This window comes from Pseudomonas sp. F007, from assembly GCF_057814275.1.
This window is the reverse complement of sequence record NZ_JBVATA010000010.1, coordinates 1-16,531: the sequence shown is the minus strand read 5'-3', so window position 1 is coordinate 16,531 and position 16,531 is coordinate 1. Positions and strand designations below refer to the sequence as shown.

Here is a 16,531-nt window from a genome sequence, read left to right as displayed (position 1 = left end):
CACAACAATCCATTGTAGGAGCGAGCCTGCTCCGGGCGGCGTTCCGACGAAAAACGTCAACGAAAACGCGTGCATCCAGCATGTACGCGGTGCTCTCAGGTTTTTCGCGAGCAAGCTCGCTCCTACATCGGTTCCTTAATCCCCGAGTACATCCCATGACCCACCACGTCCTGCGCGCCGACCTCGGCAGCCTCGATAAAATCGCCGACCTGTTCGATGCCTATCGCGTCTTCTACCAGCAACCCTCGAACCTGCCGCAATCCTGGGCGTTCCTCGCCGAGCGCCTGTCTGCCAACGAATCGGTGATCTTCTATGTGCAGAACGCCGAAGGCCAGGCCCTCGGCTTCGTCCAGCTGTACCCGACCTTCTCTTCGATCGACGCCCACCGCACCTGGCTGCTCAGCGACCTGTTCACCGACTCCGCCGCCCGTGGGCAAGGTGTTGGCACACTCCTGATGAACGCCGCCCGCGACTTTGCCTTGTCGACGGGAGCGAAGGGCATGGTGCTTGAGACCGCGATCGATAATCTGACGGCTCAGCGGTTGTATGAGTCGTTGGGGTACAAACGGGATAGCGGGTACTACACCTATTGCCTGGATTTGCGTTGATAACCGGGTAGGTCGGCCTGTGACCTGTAGGAGCTGGCTTGCCAGCGAAAGCGGCCCAACAGGTACACCGCAGCGCTTCATTCGCTGGCAAGCCAGCTCCTACAGGGTATCCTGCATACCCTCGATACCCCCGGAAAAATGGACCCTCCATGCAAACCCCCGCCACCCCGCGTCCGCTCTGGAAAACCTACCTGCTGTTCCTGGCGCCGATGGTGCTGTCGAACTTTCTCCAGTCAATGTCCGGCACCGTCAACAGCATCTACATCGGCCAGATGCTCGGGACCCAGGCGTTGGCGGCGGTGTCGGGGATGTTTCCCATCGTGTTCTTCTTCATTGCCCTGGTGATCGGCCTGGGCGCCGGGGCCGGGGTGTTGATCGGCCAGGCGTGGGGCGCGCGGGAGCCGGCGACGGTCAAGGCGATCGCCGGCACCACCTTGCTGCTGGGGGCACTGATCGGCCTGCTGGCGGCGGTGCTCGGCAGCGTATTCGCCCATCAGGCCCTGCAAGGCCTGGGAACGCCGGCGGATGTGCTGGAAGACGCGGTGGCCTACGCCCGGGTGATGATGTGGACCATGCCGCTGCTGCTGGTGTTCGTGCTGTTCACTCAACTGCTGCGCGGCGTCAGCGACACCCTGTCACCGCTGCTGGCGTTGATCGTCTCGACCTGCATCGGCCTGCTGCTGACCCCGGCGTTGATCCGCGGCTGGTTCGGTTTGCCGCCGATGGGCATCCAGAGTGCGGCCTTCGCCGGCCTGCTGGGTAACCTGTTGGCGATGTTGATGCTGGCCTGGCGCTTGATCCGCAAGGGCCACGTGCTGGCGCCGGATCGCGCGCTGCTGGCGGCCATGCGCCTGGACCGGGTGATCCTCGGCAAGGTGCTGCGCATTGGCCTGCCGACCGGGCTGCAGATGGTGGTGATCTCGCTGTCCGAACTGGTGATCCTCGCGCTGGTCAACCAGCATGGCTCCCAGGCCACGGCGGCCTACGGTGCGGTCACGCAGATTGTCAATTACGTGCAGTTCCCGGCGCTGTCGATCGCCATCACCGCCTCGATCCTTGGCGCCCAGGCGATTGGTGCCGGACGCATCGAACGCATCGGGCCGATCCTGCGCACCGGCTTGCTGATCAACGTCTGCCTGACCGGCAGCCTGGTGCTAACGGGGTATCTGCTGTCGCACTGGCTGCTGGGCCTGTTCATCACCGAGGCGGCGACCCAGGCCCAGGCCGAACACCTGCTGCACATCATGCTCTGGAGCATGCTGGTGTTCGGCTTCCAGTCGGTGATCGGCGGGATCATGCGCGCCAGCGGCACGGTGCTGATGCCGGTGGCGATTTCGGTGTTCTGCATCCTCGGTGTCGAGTTGCCGATGGCCTATCTGCTGGACGCGCACTTTGGTCTGCCGGGGGTGTGGATGGCTTTTCCGGTGGCCTACCTGAGCATGCTGGCGCTGCAATCGGCGTACTACAGGTTTGTCTGGCGGCACCAGAAAATCGAGCGTCTGGTTTAACGAAAAACGCCCGGGCTGGAACTCCAGACCGGGCGTTTTCCGCTCATCGATCTACTTGGGTGACGGCGTGGTACGCAGGTACGGCAGCTTGATGTCCAGGTTGCCGTATTTCTCCCGGGCCTGGTCGTCGTTGAGGGCGAGGGCGACGATCACATCCTGGCCCACCGTCCAGTTGGCCGGGGTCGCCAGTGGCACGTTGTAGGTCAGTTGCAGGGCATCGAGGGCGCGCAGCACTTCGGCGAAATTGCGCCCCACCGACATCGGGTAGGTCATCGACAGCTTGAGCTTCTTGTCCGGGCCGATGATGAACACCGAGCGCACCGTGGCCGTGTCGGCAGCCGTGCGGCCATCGGGCAGGTAAGCCTCGGCGGGCAGCATGTCGAAGGCCTTGGACACCGCCAGGCTTTCGTCGGCAATGATCGGGAAGTTGGCCTTGGCGCTGCAGACTTTTTCAATGTCGGTCTTCCAGCGGGTGTGGGAGTCGGCGTTGTCGACTGACACGCCAATCACTTTGGTGCCGCGCCTGGCCCATTCATCCGCCAGTTGTGCCACGGCGCCGAATTCGGTGGTGCACACTGGGGTGAAATCCTTGGGGTGGGAGAAGAGAATGGCCCAGCCCGAGCCGATCCATTCGTGGAAGCGCAGCGGACCCTGGTCGGTCTCGGCGCTGAAATCGGGGACGAGGTCGTTGATACGCAGTGCCATGGCAATCTCCTTGGAGGGTTTCAGGAATAAGCGCGCCTGAAACAGCCTAGTCGGGATTTGCCAGCGTGTGGGTCGAGCTGCCGAGGGCAAGGGCCGAAGCCCTTGCCGGTCGGGTTACGCCTAGCTGCGACGACCGCCGCCGCTGGGTTGCTGTCCACCTTTCTTGCTGCTGTCCTTGTTGGCATCGTTGGTTTTCTGCCGATCATTGCCGCCGGAGGCGTGTCCGCCTTTTTTCCCGGCGTCGGTGGCTTTTCCTTGATCCTTGGACATGTTGCCTGGGTTGGAATTTCCGGTGTTAGCCATGATTCTCTACCTCTCGATCAGTGGGTGTGCTTGCGAACTGCTGCAAGCATTACTTGAGAGAACCCGGCGTCGCGGAAGTTGAAAAAAGTTCGCGCTTGATGCGACGAATGGCATTAACCGCCGCTGACCTTCCAGTGCTTGATGTCTTCGGCGAACACCACCTGCTTCACCTCGTGGGCGATCCCGTAGGCCAGCGATTCGTGGGCGGCGATGACTTTTTCCTCGGCCGACAGGCACTTGAAAATATCCAGTTGAGTATCGGCTTCGGCGGTTTCGATCTCGTAGATTTTCACGTAGCGCGCCAGGTCGTTGTCCAGGCTCGACAGGTATTCGCGCAGGCGCTGGTGGTCCACCGAATTCTGGCTGAAGTACCAGTTCATCGGGTGGATCAGGAACCTTGAATGCGGGGCGGTAATGCGGTGGTTGGCGGCGAGGAACATGATGATGCCCATCGACTCGATGTTGCCCGCGTTGATCGCGCACAACGGTACCGGCAGGGACTTGAGAAAGGTGTAGAGGGTGAACCCGAAGTTGGTGCTGCCGCCGATGGTCGACAGGTTCAGCAGCAGCGAACTGGCGCCCTGGTCGATGGCTTCCAGGCAGCAGTCGCGGAAGCGCTCGGTGGTGCCCTGGTCGATCTGGCAATGGAAATGCACGATGTGCTCGGTCATGGATGACCTCCCTGGTTGAGCTGCACAGGCGTGTTGGGTATCAGTCGATTGAGTATAAAAACCCGGCAGAAGTTTCCTGGTGTAAAGACAGCACCGTTGGTCATCTCGCCCGCACCGCCGTCGATGGCCACCTTCCAATGAGTACGGCCCGGATCTTCCGGACCTCGACCTGCGAGGTGCCTATGTCCACTGACTCAAGCTTTGCCGATGAACCGCTCAAGGATGATCCCCGCGCGGCGGATCCCGATCCCGATGTGGATCTGGACAACCCCCTGCGTGACGACCCGCTGGCGCGCCCGGATGTGATCCCGCGCAAACACGAGGAAAAGTGGAATGAGCCCAGCGAGGGTGATGGTATTCCCGGCGACAAGGACATGCCGCTGCCCAATGATTGAATGCCGGTGTGCGGACCCCGCATTGGGCGGGGTTCTCCGATCAATCCAAACCTGATTGAGGTGCATCATGCATAGCCCGAATGAACCGAGCCCCAGCGATCCGCCCGATTCCATTCGCCAGCACGACCCGGTCACTGACCCGAATGTGCGTGACCCCGGTCGTCGTGACCACAGCGATGTCGAGCGTCCAACGGACCCGGATGCCCCCGGCGCCAACCCGCAGGTGCCGCCGGCCAACGAGCCAAGCCCGTTGTCCGACGACCGCCGCCAGTCGGCTCAAGGCGTGCCGAACATTGCTGTCCAGTAGATTCCGGCGTCGCTTTTCGGATCGGTCGCGTAGGCGCTGCCCAGTTCGGTGAACGAGGGGTTCATCAGGTTGGCGCAATGCCCGGGGCTGGCCAGCCAGCCGTCGAGTACTTTACGCGGGGTGTCCTGGCCGGCGGCGATGTTCTCGCCGACACCTTGGCCGCTGTAGCCGGCCAGTTCCGCGCGGTCGCCGGGGGTGCGACCGTCGCGGTCCTTGTGATCGAAGAAGTTGTTGTTGGCCATGTTTCGGGTGTGGGCTTCGGCGGCGCTGGCCAGCGTTGCGTTCCAGGTCAGCGGTGCGGTCGCGCTGAACGCCTGGGTGCCGCATTGGCGTGCCTGGCTGCGGGCGCTATTGATCATCTCAAGGAGTTTCTGGCCTTCAGCCTGCCAATCCCCCAAGCCGCCTGTCAGCAGTGGGCGCGCGAGGACGATGCGCCAGGCCGGGCCGGCATGGCTGACGCCGATATCGACGAACTGCGGGTCGAGCACCACGTGGCAGAAACTTTCCTGCACCGCTTTCATCGCCGCCTGGGCATTCAGCGGCCCCTTGAGGGTGATCGCCTGCACATTGACCATCGGGTATTTGGCTTGGGCCATCGCCTGCTGCAGGTCGCCGACATTGCGGTCCGGCGCCAGCACCAGGCGTGGATCCGCCGCCAGCGGTGGCAGTTCGCCGGAAGCCTGGTCGGCGCACCGCTGGATCTGGCCGCGGTAGGCATTGATGGCGTCCACCAGTTGGCTTTCTTCACTGGCCAGGGCGTTGTTGGCGCAGCCGATGGCCACGGTCAGGGTGGCGAGACGCAGGATGGATGACAGGACGCGCATGGATTTCTCCCCAGGAATGACTGTGCGCATGATGCGCGATATCCCCCGGTGTCGTGCAAGGCTTTATACGTTTATCCAAGCATGCAAAAGGCTATCGTGCAGTCTGCCCGAACCGCGGAAATTTTTTCCGTCGACCAGTGTCCACTGCTCAGGGCCCGTCGCAGCGTCGCGAGGGCAGTTGCAGCAGGGTACAACCATGCGCCTTTTGTTGGTGGTCGGTGGTGTCTTGATGGTGTTGCTCGGTGGTCCGGCGTGCGCCGCCGACCCCGAGCCGAAAGCGGCGGCGGTGGAGAACAAGGCCGAGGTGCTGGAGCAGAAGGTCGCGGACAAGGCGGGCGCTGCGCCCGTGCCCAAGGTCGAGACCATCACCCCGAGCGAAGTGCAGAAAGTCGATCCGGCAGGCAAGGCGCCGCTGGACGACCCCATTACCTGTCTGTCGCGCAGCATTTACTGGGAGGCCAAGGGTATTACCGCTGCCGACATGGAGGCTGTGGCCAGTGTGGTGATGAATCGCCTGGGCCATGACGGCTTTCCCGATACCGTGTGCGGCGTGGTCAAGCAGGGGGTCGAAACCCGCGCCTGTCAGTTCTCCTGGTGGTGCGATGGTCGTTCCGATCAAGTCCAGGAGGAGGGCGAGTACACCGAGGCCAAGGAAATCGCGCGCAAGGCGTTGAACCAGCAACTCAAGGACCGTACCCACGGTGCCCTGTATTTCCATGACCGCAACGTCAGGCCGGCCTGGGCGAAGCAGTACATCAAGACCGCCGAGACCGGCAAGTTCATGTTCTATAAACCGCGTAATGGCACTGCGCAATAAGGTTGCAGTTCGTTGAGCGCGGCACCTGAGGTAGAATGCCGCAGCACGGAAGCTCGCGGCACAGCGCCGCGAAGCGGTTTTACGGGCGTGTTCCAACTAGCGGGTCTAATCTGTCTAATTGTGCGTTCGAAGTTGTATACGAGAATTAGCGTCACCCAAGTAGCTGAAGCCAATGACTAATAAAAAGTCAGCGCGGGAGGGGCCTAAACGTGAGGTCGACAGTGTGTGTCGGCTTTATATGTTCACCCATCGGTCTTCTTGAGTGCGGGGTTCGACGGCCGGCGTGCCGTCAGCCAGGGCGCCTCGGATCACCAGTGCGGGTGAATGGCGTTCTATCCTAGGTAATACCGAATGTTAAAAAAAATGAACAAGGGGCTACTCGGCCTGGCCATGTCGATGGTCTTTATGCCTGTGCATGCAGCTGAGACAAAGAAAGTCGACGTCGTGTTGATCGGCGGCGGCATCATGAGTTCGACCCTGGGCGTGTGGCTCAACGAACTCGAACCGGGCATGTCGATGGAGATGGTTGAACGTCTCGACGGCGTCGCCCTGGAAAGCTCCAACGGCTGGAACAACGCCGGTACCGGCCACTCCGCCCTGGCCGAGCTGAACTACACCCCGGAAGACAAGAACGGCAAGGTCGAGATTCCCAAGGCCATTGAAATCAATGAAGCCTTCCAGATCTCCCGTCAGTTCTGGGCCTGGCAGGTCAAGAACGGCGTCCTGAAAGACCCACGTTCGTTCATCAACTCCACCCCGCACATGAGCTTCGTGTGGGGCGATGACAACATCAAGTTCCTGAAGAAACGCTACGAAGCCCTGCAGGCCAGCCCGCTGTTCGCCGGCATGCAGTACTCCGAAGACCCGGCGCAGATCAAGCAATGGGTGCCATTGATGATGGAAGGCCGCGATCCGAAGCAGAAGATCGCTGCCACCTGGTCGCCGCTGGGCACCGACGTGAACTTCGGCGAGATCACCCGCCAGTTCGCCGGTTACCTGCAAACCAAGCCGAACTTCTCGCTGAAACTGTCGAGCGAAGTCGAAGACATCGCGCGCAACGAAGACGGCACCTGGCGTGTTTCCTACAAGAACTTGAAAGACGGTAGCGAAACCCAGACCGACGCCAAGTTCGTGTTCATCGGCGCGGGTGGCGGTGCCCTGCACTTGCTGCAGAAGTCGGGGATCCCGGAAGCCCGCGAATACGCCGGTTTCCCGGTGGGTGGCTCGTTCCTGGTGACCGAGAACCCGACCGTGGCCCAGCAACACCTGGCCAAGGCCTACGGCAAGGCTTCGGTGGGCGCACCGCCGATGTCGGTACCGCACCTGGACACCCGCGTGCTGGATGGCAAGCGCGTGATCCTGTTTGGCCCGTTCGCGACCTTCTCGACCAAGTTCCTGAAAGAAGGCTCGTACTTCGACCTGCTGACCAGCACCACCACTCACAACGTGTGGCCGATGACCAAAGTCGGCATCGAGCAGTACCCGCTGGTGGAATACCTGGCCGGCCAGTTGATGCTGTCGGACAAGGACCGCATGAACGCCCTGAAAGAGTACTTCCCGAACGCCAAGGATGAAGACTGGCGCCTGTGGCAAGCCGGTCAGCGCGTGCAGATCATCAAGCGTGACGAAGAGAAGGGCGGCGTGCTGAAACTGGGTACCGAGATCGTCGCTTCGCAAGACGGCAGCATTGCCGGCCTGCTGGGCGCATCGCCAGGTGCATCGACTGCGGCGCCGATCATGCTCAGCGTGCTGGAAAAAGTCTTCAAGGACAAAGTCGCCAGCCCGGCCTGGCAGGAAAAACTGCACCAGATCGTGCCGAGCTACGGCACCAAGCTGAACGACGACCCGGCCCGCGTGGCCGAGGAATGGGCGTACACCAGCAAGGTGCTGCAACTGGACCCACCACCGGCCATTAACCCGGCCCTGGCTCCAGCAGCAACCCCGGCGGCCCCGGCCAAGCCGATTCCGAGCAATCCTGCTGCGGATATGGCGTTGTAAGCAAAGCCCCATAAAAAAACCCAGCCAAGTGCTGGGTTTTTTTTGTGCTGAAAATCCTTGGTTGGCATGGTCACAAGATCCGCCTACGACACAAAAACCTGTAGGAGCTGGCTTGCCAGCGAAAAGGCCGGCACATACAACATCTGCAGTGCCTGATACACCGCTTTCGCTGGCAAGCCAGCTCCTACAGGGGGGTGTGTTGATGACCCGACTTGCGATCACCGCGAAACCTGTAGGAGCTGGCTTGCCAGCGAAAAGGCCGGCATATACAACGTCCGCAGTGCCTGATACACCGCTTTCGCTGGCAAGCCAGCTCCTACAGAGGGCGTTTGTGTCACGCCAAATACCGCCTGAACCACTCCAGCGTCCGGCTCCACGCCAGCTCTGCCGCCGCCTTGTCATAACGCGGTGTGGAATCGTTGTGGAAGCCGTGATTGACCCCGGGGTAGATGTAGGCCTCGTAGGTCTTGCCATTGGCTTTCAACGCTTGCTCATAGGCCGGCCAGCCTTCGTTGATGGCTTTGTCCAGTTCGCCGTAGTGCAGCAGTAACGGCGCCTTGATCCGAGGCACGTCCTTGGCGTCCGGCTGGCGGCCATAGAAAGGCACGGCGGCGGCCAGTTCCGGGTAGGCGACGGCGGCGGCATTCGACACGCCGCCGCCATAACAGAAACCGGTGATCCCGACTTTGCCGGTGGCATCCGAGTGTTTTTTCATCCATTCGATGGCGGCGAAGAAGTCGTTCATCAGCTTGCCCGGATCGACTTTGGCCTGCAGTTCCTTGCCCAGTTCATCGTTGCCCGGGTAACCGCCCACCGACGATAACCCATCGGGCGCCAGGGCGATAAAGCCGGCCTTGCCCAGGCGCCGGGCGACGTCTTCGATATAGGGATTGAGCCCGCGATTCTCATGCACCACCACCACTGCCGGAACCTTGCCGCTGGACTTGGCCGGCCGCACCAGGTAACCGCGCACCTCGCCATGGCCCTCGGGCGAAGGGTAAGTGACGTACTCGGCGAGAATATCCGGATCGGTAAAGGACACCTGTTCGGCCAGCGCGTAGTTGGGGCTCAGGGCGGCGAGCAGGGCGTTGGCAGTCAGGCCGCCGAAGGTAAACAGTGCGGCGCGGTCGAGAAACTCACGGCGGTTGATCCGGCCATGGGCGTAGTAGTCGTAGAGCTCCAGCAGTTGCGGGGCAAAGTCTTTGGCGGTGAGTCGGCTCATCGGTGCGCTCCCGTGCAATCGTTCGCAGGCGTCGGCCCGCAGGGACATCAGGGCAGCATAGCAGGGCAGGGACGCGGCCCATTACCGGGGGTCGATTTCCCTGGGTGCCTGCGCCGGCGCGCTGTACCACTGGTCTTTGGGTACGCGTTTTTCCTGCTCGGGATCGCCCAGGTAGTGCGGCGACATGATCTGCACGTCGTACTCGTTGAACACGTCCTGGATGTTGGCGTGCAGCATGCTCAACAGCACTGCTCGCGGACGCGGCTGGCTGGGGATGGCCTGGGCCACCAGGCGATATTCCGGATAGAAGTCCGACAGCGCAGTCTGGAACACTTGCGCCGGCGGGTCTTCGAGAATTCCCGGCGTACGCCGCGCCGCCTCCAGCAACATCGCCTCGACCTGGCGCCACGGCGTGTCGTAGCCGATGGTCACCACCGTATCCACCACATAACCGGGGCCCTTGACGGTGCGCGAATAGTTCTTGGTGACGGTGCCGGTGATCAGCGAATTGGGCAGGGTCAGCACCTCACCCAGGCCGGTGCGGATGCGGGTGGTGAACATCCCCAGCTCGGTGACCGTGCCTTCGTATTCGCCGATGCGCACGAACTCGCCGGGGCGCAGGGTGCGGGTGTAGGTCAGGATCAACCCGGCAGCGGCCTGGCCGACCACGCTGCTGGCCCCCAGGGAAATCATCAGGCCGATCAATACCGACAAGCCCTTGAATGCATCGGTGCCGGCCCCCGGCAGATAGGGGTAGGCCATGGCCAGGGCGAACAGCCAGATCGCCAGCGAGGTCAGGCGCTGGGTCGGTTGCAGGGTTTCCTGATTGAGCCAACTCAGGGTTCCGGGAATTGCCATGCGCCGCAGGATGCGCCGGGTGAAAGCCGTGGCGCCACGGGCAATGAAGAAAATTGCCAAGGCCACGCCCATGCCGGGGATCGCCTCGACAATGGCCTGCAGCAAATAGCTTGCGAGTTCGATCAGGTAATTATTGAGGCTTTCACCCCAGGGCCGGGTGTAAGGGAAGCGCGACAGGACAAAGCCCAGCCATTCGTAGGTGAGCAGTAACACCACCACCCAGCGCAAGCCTTCCAGCAAGCGGCTGACCAGCGGGTACAGGTAGTTGGCATCGATCAGCTGGACCCGCCCGACCTTCAGCGCCTGGGTGTGCCGGTGCATCAACCCCGGCAATTTCCCCAACAAGCGCCGGCGCAGGTAACCCATGCACCACAGCAGGGCGAGGTAGATGGCGGTCGCCACAGCCACCGCCAGCAGCGCTCGGCCCATCAGTTGCAGGCTGCGCGCCTCGCGGGTTTCCGCGACCACCTGGCGCAGCTTGTCGGCGGCGGCTTCGGCGGCCTGGCGCACCGATTCGAACTCGACGCTGTCGACATCCGCGGGCGCGACGATAAACGCGCGCTTGGCGCCGATCAGCACCAGGTAGTTGTCCTGCACGGCGTCGATTGACACCCGTGGCTCGTCGTTTTCATCCAGCGCATCGGCAATCACCGCACGTGCACGCTTGACCCGCGACTCAGGTGCTTCACCCAGCAGGGTGCTGCGAAACACCACCACGCTGCGATTGGCAATCTTCAATTCGGCGCTGGCCGGTGCCTCGGCTTTTGCACTCTCGTCTGCCCAGGTTGGCATCGCCAGCCACATGCCCAGCACCACCATCAATACAGCGGACAACGTCCTGCGCATGCTGGGATTCCTTCCACCAACGGCTTTAGATAAAGGCTACGTATCGCAGCGTAGTCCAGCGATGAACGGTTGTCAGATGCTGGTGGATCTATGTGAATTTGGTATCAGTGCAATCCAATTCGTGCGGTTTATCGATCAATTGCGCAGGGGTAACGTGTCAGGACACTGGACTCAACGGACACTTCCTCATGAAAAATACCCTGATCGGCCTCGCCGTCTGCGCCGCCGCACCTTTTGTCGAGGCTGCCGGTGAGACCCGCAGCGAACAACAGATCAACCGCGCGGGCAGCCAGGCCTCGATGGCCGGGCCGGCGGATTATTTTACCGGGCAGGTACGGGTCGATCCGTTGTTTGTCGCCAGCGACGAACTCAACGCGTCCGCTGCCTACGTCAGCTTCGAAGCCGGTGCGCGCTCGGCCTGGCACACCCACCCGGCAGGCCAGCGGCTGGTGGTGACCTCGGGCATCGGTCTGGTCCAGGAGTGGGGCAAGCCGGTGCAGCAGATCCGCCCGGGCGATGTGATCGTCTGCCCGCCGGGGATCAAGCATTGGCACGGTGCGGCCCCGGCGAGCGCCATGACCCATCTGGCGGTGACCGGCAGCGTGGACGGCAAAAACGTCGAGTGGCTGGAGAAAGTCACGGATGCCCAATACAACGCCGACCGTCCTGCCGCGCCGGCGCCCGCTGTCGCCTCCGAGACGTTATCGGCGAAACAGCAGGCGATTCCGTTGATTGCTGCAGCCATGGCGGTGAGTGATATGCCGAGGTTGAATGCCGCGCTGAATCAGGGGTTGGACGCGGGGCTGAGCGTCAGCGAGGCCAAGGAAATTCTCGTGCAGCTTTACGCCTACAGCGGTTTCCCACGCAGCCTCAACGCGCTGGGCGAACTGATGAAAGTCACTCAGGAGCGTCAGCAGCGGGGCATACAGGACACTCCGGGCGTTGAACCCGGTCGTGTCATCCCTATCGGCAACGAACTGCTGGCCGCGGGCAAAGCCAATCAATCGAAGATTGCCGGTGGACCGGTGCAGGGCCCGCTGTTCGACTTTGTGCCGGTGATCAATCAGTACCTGCAGACGCATTTGTTCGGCGACATCTTCGAGCGCGACAACCTCGACTGGCAGAGTCGCGAACTGGCCACGGTCGCTGCACTGGCGGCGACACCCGGCGTCGAGTCGCAATTGCGCTCGCACATTGCTGCCAGTCTGCGAGTCGGCTTGAGCGCCGCACAGTTGCGCGAGTTGGCGCAGTTGCTGGCCGAGCACGGTGCAGGCGATGCCGCCCAGCGTGCCGGCGATGCGCTGGAGCAGCAGTTGGCGGCAGCGCGCTCCTGAGCATTTCTCAGCCCGGATAACGCAGGGCTTCGCGCAGCAAGGTAAAGGCCGGCGAGCTCTGGCGCCGGCTCGGGTAATAGAGGTGGTAGCCGGAGAACGGCTCGCACCAGTCGGCGAGCACGCGGATCAAGCGGCCGGCGGCGACATGTTCGCGCACCAGGTCCTCGGGCATGCACGCCAGGCCCAGGCCCTGGAGCACCGCTTCGAGGCGCATTGAAATGTTGTTGAAGACCATTTGCCCTTCGATGCGCACATTCAAGGTCTGGCCGTTCTTTTCGAACTCCCAGGGCAACAGCCCGCCATAGGTCGGCATGCGCAGGGTGATGCAGTTGTGCTGCATCAGCTCGGAGGGTTCGCTGGGCTGCGGGTGGCGGGCGAAATAGGCCGGCGAGCCGACCACTGCCATGCACATGTCCGGGCCGATGCGCATGGCGATCATGTCCTTGGCCACCTGCTCGCCGAGGCGCACGCCGGCGTCGAAGCCTTCGGCGACGATGTCGGTGAGGCCGTAGTCGACAATGATTTCGATATGCAGGTCGGGGTTGTCCGGCAACAGTTTGCCGAGCACCGGTTGCAGCAGGGTGATCGCCGAGTGCTCGCCAGCGGTGATGCGCAGCTTGCCGGCGGGCTTGTCGCGGTACTGGCTGAGCAAGGCCAGCTCGCTGTCGATTTCCTCGAAGCGCGGGGCGATCACCCGCAACAGATGCTCGCCGGCCTCGGTCGGCTTGACGCTGCGGGTGGTGCGCGAAAGCAGGCGCACGCCCAGGCGTTCTTCCAGCTGACGCATCGCCCGACTCAGGGCGGGTTGCGACATGCCCAGCTTGGCGGCGGCCCGGGTAAAGCTGCGCGCCTGGGCGACGGCAGCAAAAATCGCCAGTTGGTCGTAGCTGTCAACGCTCATTGATACGCCCCTGATATGAACCCGCGGCGATTATGCCACCGTTGAGAGCTAATCACGGGTGACGACCTGTCGTCAGTCACCGCGTTGGTATCGCTGCGGGGCTGCTAGTTTCAGTGGGTCGTCAAGCGCTTGAAGGAGGTGCGCCATGCAACGATTCAACGGCGGTTGCCTGTGCGGCCAGGTGCGTTTCGAGGCGCTGGGGCAGCCGTATCGGGTCGGGCTCTGCCATTGCCAGGACTGTCGCAAGTTTCACGGCGCGCTGTTCAATGCCTGCGCGGTGTTTGCCGAGACGGCAGTGACGGTCAGTGGCGAAACCGGCGAATATCGCGGACGGCATTTCTGTCGGCAGTGCGGTTCGTCGGTGTTCGCCCGCAGCGCCGATGAGATCGAAATCAACCTCGGTTCCCTCGACGCCCCCGATCAGTTGATCCCCACCTATGAAAGTTGGACGGTGCGCCGTGAAGCCTGGTTGCCGGCGTTTGCCGTGGGCCACCGCTACGTCCACGACCGCGAGGGTGAAGGGCGCCTCGAAGACTAGAGGCGCCCCCGTACTCACTGGCTGGCGTCGAGGACCACCCGATAACGCGCCTTGCCGCTGCGCAGGTGCTCGATGGCCTCGTTGACCCGGCTCATGGGGAAGTGCTCGACCTGCGGCACAATTTGATGCCGAGCGCAGAATTCGAGCATGCGCGCGGTGGTGGTTGGCGAGCCGACGGGCGAGGCGGAGAGGCTTTTCTGCTGCGGGATCAGGTCGAATACGTGCACCGGAATCGCGTCGGGGACGATCCCGACAAAGTGCAGGCGACCCTTGCTGCGCAGGGTGGCGAGGATCGCCGACCAGTCGAGGTTGGCGTTGGCGGTGACCAGCAGGAAGTCCAGGGTTCCGGCGATCGCTTTGAGCGCCTCGCTGTCGGTGGAGGCGACGACGTTGTGTGCGCCGAGACGCCGGGCTTCGTCCTCCTTGCTCAGTGATGAGGTAAAGGCGGTGACTTCGCAACCCCAGGCATTGAGAAAGCGCAGCGCCAGGTGGCCGAGGCCGCCGATGCCCACCACGCCGACCCGGTCGGTGGGCTTGACGCCAAACTCCAGCAGCGGGTTGAACACCGTCGAGCCAGCGCAGAACAGCGGTCCGGCGAGGGCCGGGTCGATGCCGCCGGGAATCGGCAGGGCCCATGCCCAGTGCGAACGCAGGCGATCGGCGAACCCGCCGTGGCTGCCGATGATGGTCGGCTGGGCGGTGCCGCACAGGTTGTGCGCGCCGCCGATGCACGAGGCGCAATGCATGCAACTGCCTTTGTACCAGCCGATCCCCACCCGTTGCCCGACCTGCAGGCCACGCACCCGGCTGCCAGCGCGCACGATCTTGCCGACCACTTCATGGCCAGGGATGAACGGGTAGTTGCTGATCCCCCAATCGTTGTCGATCAGCGACTGGTCGGAATGGCAGACGCCGCAGTATTCCACGGCCACTTCCACTTCTTCCTCGCCCAGCGGCCCAGGGTCGTAGCTGTAGCGTTCCAGCGGCGCGCCGGCGGCGGTGGCGGCCCAGCCGGTGAAGGTGGTCAATTCGGTACTATCGGTCATGGGGTCAACTCCGGGTCGGCAGACGGGAATGGCGCAGCGAGGGAGTGTAGCTGATGGATCAGGCCGGGTTTTGCCGCTCGGCCACCATCAGCAGTGACTGCGGTTGCGGGCTTTGTGGGTGCTGCGGTTCCTGCAGTTCGACCAGGCGCAAGCCGGCCATGTCCAGCGCCCGCAGCCAGCTGGACAGGGTGCGGTAGTACCAGGGCATGGGCTGCCAGTGGCCCGCGAAACCGGCAAAGGACTCGCTGCGCCAGCCATCCTGATACTCGCCGGCGGCCACGCTCCAGGGGTGCAGAGTCTGGATCAACAGCGCGCCACCGGGGGCGAGCAGGGCCTGCATGGCCGCGAGCAGGGGAATGATGTCCTGGTGCAGCAGGGCGAAGTTGGCGCAGATCAGCGGGTAGTCGTGGCCAACCTCGACCTTGGCGTCTGCCAGTTCGGCATAGCTCGCCTGATAGACCGACGTTGATCCCGCCGCACGCGCGGCCTCCACCAGAGAACCGTCGCCGTCGACGCCAATGGCCTCGATGCCGCGCTCGGTGAGGGCGCGCAACAGCCAGCCTTCGCCGCAACCGAGATCCAGCACGCGCTCGGGCTGACGGGCGATGATCGCCAGCAGGATCGCCTGATCCGTCACCTGGCGCCGACTCTCGATGGCGCCACTGCGCACGGCTTCGGTCCAGGCCTGGGCGTTGCGCTGCCAGCTGTGGAGCAGGGCGGCTTCGGGATCGTCATCAGTCATGGTTATTGCGCCTTGGCCGGCTTGATGTCGCCGCAGAATAAATCGAGATTGCCGTCGGTGGCCGCCGAACGCACCACGATCGAGTAGTCGCCCGCCAGCAGATCGGCCATGGCAATCGGTGCGCTGCGCGAGAAAGTCCAGCCGGCAATCGCCGCGCGTTCGGTGTTGACCCTATCGTTCATGGCAAACGCCACCTCCCCTGGCTGCGCGCAACTGCCCTTGTAGATGAAGGTAGAGACGCGCAGGGGCAATACGGTGCCGGTGGGCACGCCGCTGATGAAGAAATTGAAGCCGGTCTGGTGATCCCAGCTGGACAGGGTGGTGCTACCGATCTGCCCGGTGTTATGCCGGGTGGCCTGCAGCGTGATCGACGTGCCGGGTTCGCTGGAGCGGGTGCAACCAAGCAGGCTGGCGCCGATCAGCAGGGCTGCAATGGCGTGGGTGGTTTTCATGGACGACCTCCGGGGAGGAAGGGTTGTCGGGGGAATAGTGGGTATAGCTCATGGGCGGGGTTGAGTGCTGCCACAACCATATACAGATTCCTCCTACGTGACGTGCGGAAACCTCTGATTCCATCCGTTATCCACTTCGTGAAAGCTTTCCAGCGCTTTATCGAGGGTGGGAAAAATCCTCACCCTCATCACCTACGGATCACCGCTTGCCAAGTCAGGTGGTGCTGAACCCACTCAGCGGCCAGGAAGGTAACCCCCCCATGAACCAAGCCGACATCATCGTGCCCATCGCCTTGCAGCACACCCAGACCGCGACCTGCACCTTGCCCTGGTACGTGAAACACACCGAATACCATCCGCTTGAGGCCACCTATGAACCCTTGATCAATGGCGAGGAAGCCTTTCGCGCCGTGCACCTGGCCGTCGCCGAGGCGAAAAAATCGGTGGACATCATCT

Annotated in this window: 18 protein-coding genes and 1 pseudogene; 9 read left to right on the top strand and 10 right to left on the bottom strand. The window is 62.8% G+C overall.

What is annotated here, in order from left to right:
- The first annotated feature begins 155 nt into the window (after nucleotides 1–155).
- Entirely contained in the window at nucleotides 156–608 is a 453-nt protein-coding gene (locus ACZYR5_RS24095; protein WP_489091915.1) for a GNAT family N-acetyltransferase, read from the top strand.
- Nucleotides 609–757: 149 nt separating this feature from the next.
- Nucleotides 758–2,116, top strand: a complete 1,359-nt coding sequence (locus tag ACZYR5_RS24090) for an MATE family efflux transporter (protein ID WP_489091914.1) — start codon at nucleotides 758–760, stop codon at nucleotides 2,114–2,116.
- 51 nt (nucleotides 2,117–2,167) lie between these two features.
- Here ACZYR5_RS24090 and ACZYR5_RS24085 read toward each other — a convergent pair whose 3' ends face one another.
- The 3 genes from ACZYR5_RS24085 to ACZYR5_RS24075 all read right to left on the bottom strand — a co-directional run bounded on the left by ACZYR5_RS24085 (nucleotide 2,168) and on the right by ACZYR5_RS24075 (nucleotide 3,795).
- On the bottom strand, nucleotides 2,168–2,821 hold the full coding sequence (locus tag ACZYR5_RS24085) for a peroxiredoxin (RefSeq protein ID WP_489091913.1): 654 nt from the start codon (nucleotides 2,819–2,821) through the stop codon (nucleotides 2,168–2,170).
- 120 nt (nucleotides 2,822–2,941) lie between these two features.
- Entirely contained in the window at nucleotides 2,942–3,124 is a 183-nt protein-coding gene (locus tag ACZYR5_RS24080) for a general stress protein (RefSeq protein WP_489091912.1), read from the bottom strand.
- 113 nt (nucleotides 3,125–3,237) lie between these two features.
- Nucleotides 3,238–3,795, bottom strand: coding sequence for an ATP-dependent Clp protease proteolytic subunit (locus ACZYR5_RS24075; protein ID WP_027618981.1), 558 nt, complete (start codon nucleotides 3,793–3,795; stop codon nucleotides 3,238–3,240).
- A 182-nt stretch (nucleotides 3,796–3,977) separates the two neighbouring features.
- Here ACZYR5_RS24075 and ACZYR5_RS24070 point away from each other — a divergent pair, with 182 nt between their 5' ends.
- Nucleotides 3,978–4,190 carry a hypothetical protein gene (locus tag ACZYR5_RS24070; RefSeq protein ID WP_489091911.1) on the top strand — a complete coding sequence of 71 codons (213 nt, stop codon included), beginning with the start codon at nucleotides 3,978–3,980 and terminating at the stop codon, nucleotides 4,188–4,190.
- A 67-nt stretch (nucleotides 4,191–4,257) separates the two neighbouring features.
- Nucleotides 4,258–4,497, top strand: coding sequence for a hypothetical protein (locus tag ACZYR5_RS24065; RefSeq protein WP_489091910.1), 240 nt, complete (start codon nucleotides 4,258–4,260; stop codon nucleotides 4,495–4,497).
- On the opposite strand, the gene ACZYR5_RS24060 is transcribed toward ACZYR5_RS24065, so the two are convergent.
- Nucleotides 4,467–5,321 carry a CAP domain-containing protein gene (locus tag ACZYR5_RS24060; protein WP_489091909.1) on the bottom strand — a complete coding sequence of 285 codons (855 nt, stop codon included), beginning with the start codon at nucleotides 5,319–5,321 and terminating at the stop codon, nucleotides 4,467–4,469. The genes ACZYR5_RS24065 and ACZYR5_RS24060 overlap by 31 nt on opposite strands.
- Nucleotides 5,322–5,517: 196 nt before the next feature.
- Here ACZYR5_RS24060 and ACZYR5_RS24055 point away from each other — a divergent pair, with 196 nt between their 5' ends.
- Both ACZYR5_RS24055 and mqo read left to right on the top strand, forming a co-directional pair.
- Nucleotides 5,518–6,138, top strand: a complete 621-nt coding sequence (locus tag ACZYR5_RS24055) for a cell wall hydrolase (protein WP_489091908.1) — start codon at nucleotides 5,518–5,520, stop codon at nucleotides 6,136–6,138.
- A 351-nt stretch (nucleotides 6,139–6,489) separates the two neighbouring features.
- Nucleotides 6,490–8,136: a malate dehydrogenase (quinone) gene (gene mqo / locus ACZYR5_RS24050; protein ID WP_489091907.1), complete on the top strand. Its 1,647-nt coding sequence runs from the start codon at nucleotides 6,490–6,492 to the stop codon at nucleotides 8,134–8,136.
- A gap of 334 nt (nucleotides 8,137–8,470) precedes the next feature.
- On the opposite strand, the gene yghX is transcribed toward mqo, so the two are convergent.
- Together yghX and ACZYR5_RS24040 are read right to left on the bottom strand one after the other, a co-directional pair.
- Nucleotides 8,471–9,358, bottom strand: a complete 888-nt coding sequence (yghX, locus tag ACZYR5_RS24045) for a YghX family hydrolase (protein ID WP_489091906.1) — start codon at nucleotides 9,356–9,358, stop codon at nucleotides 8,471–8,473.
- Between the two features lie 81 nt (nucleotides 9,359–9,439).
- Complete coding sequence (locus ACZYR5_RS24040; RefSeq protein WP_489091905.1) at nucleotides 9,440–11,062, bottom strand: mechanosensitive ion channel family protein; 1,623 nt, start codon at nucleotides 11,060–11,062, stop codon at nucleotides 9,440–9,442.
- Nucleotides 11,063–11,250: 188 nt separating this feature from the next.
- Here ACZYR5_RS24040 and ACZYR5_RS24035 point away from each other — a divergent pair, with 188 nt between their 5' ends.
- Nucleotides 11,251–12,396: a (R)-mandelonitrile lyase gene (locus ACZYR5_RS24035; protein ID WP_489091904.1), complete on the top strand. Its 1,146-nt coding sequence runs from the start codon at nucleotides 11,251–11,253 to the stop codon at nucleotides 12,394–12,396.
- Nucleotides 12,397–12,403: 7 nt separating this feature from the next.
- Here the strand turns inward: ACZYR5_RS24035 and ACZYR5_RS24030 are convergent, their stop codons facing one another.
- Nucleotides 12,404–13,297, bottom strand: coding sequence for a LysR family transcriptional regulator (locus tag ACZYR5_RS24030; protein ID WP_489091903.1), 894 nt, complete (start codon nucleotides 13,295–13,297; stop codon nucleotides 12,404–12,406).
- Between the two features lie 145 nt (nucleotides 13,298–13,442).
- Here ACZYR5_RS24030 and ACZYR5_RS24025 point away from each other — a divergent pair, with 145 nt between their 5' ends.
- Nucleotides 13,443–13,835: a GFA family protein gene (locus ACZYR5_RS24025; protein ID WP_489091902.1), complete on the top strand. Its 393-nt coding sequence runs from the start codon at nucleotides 13,443–13,445 to the stop codon at nucleotides 13,833–13,835.
- Nucleotides 13,836–13,849: 14 nt separating this feature from the next.
- Here ACZYR5_RS24025 and ahr read toward each other — a convergent pair whose 3' ends face one another.
- The 3 genes from ahr to ACZYR5_RS24010 are packed head-to-tail and all read right to left on the bottom strand — an operon-like array spanning nucleotide 13,850 to nucleotide 16,075.
- The gene (gene ahr / locus ACZYR5_RS24020; RefSeq protein ID WP_489091901.1) at nucleotides 13,850–14,881 is read right to left on the bottom strand and encodes an NADPH-dependent aldehyde reductase Ahr; all 1,032 of its coding nucleotides are present in this window, start codon (nucleotides 14,879–14,881) and stop codon (nucleotides 13,850–13,852) included.
- Between the two features lie 58 nt (nucleotides 14,882–14,939).
- On the bottom strand, nucleotides 14,940–15,623 hold the full coding sequence (locus tag ACZYR5_RS24015) for a class I SAM-dependent methyltransferase (RefSeq protein WP_489091900.1): 684 nt from the start codon (nucleotides 15,621–15,623) through the stop codon (nucleotides 14,940–14,942).
- Between the two features lie 2 nt (nucleotides 15,624–15,625).
- The gene (locus tag ACZYR5_RS24010) at nucleotides 15,626–16,075 is read right to left on the bottom strand and encodes a hypothetical protein (RefSeq protein ID WP_489091899.1); all 450 of its coding nucleotides are present in this window, start codon (nucleotides 16,073–16,075) and stop codon (nucleotides 15,626–15,628) included.
- Nucleotides 16,076–16,335: 260 nt separating this feature from the next.
- On the opposite strand from ACZYR5_RS24010, the pseudogene ACZYR5_RS24005 reads away from it, so the two are divergent.
- Nucleotides 16,336–16,531 (top strand): annotated as a pseudogene (locus ACZYR5_RS24005) (phospholipase); the annotation flags it as partial.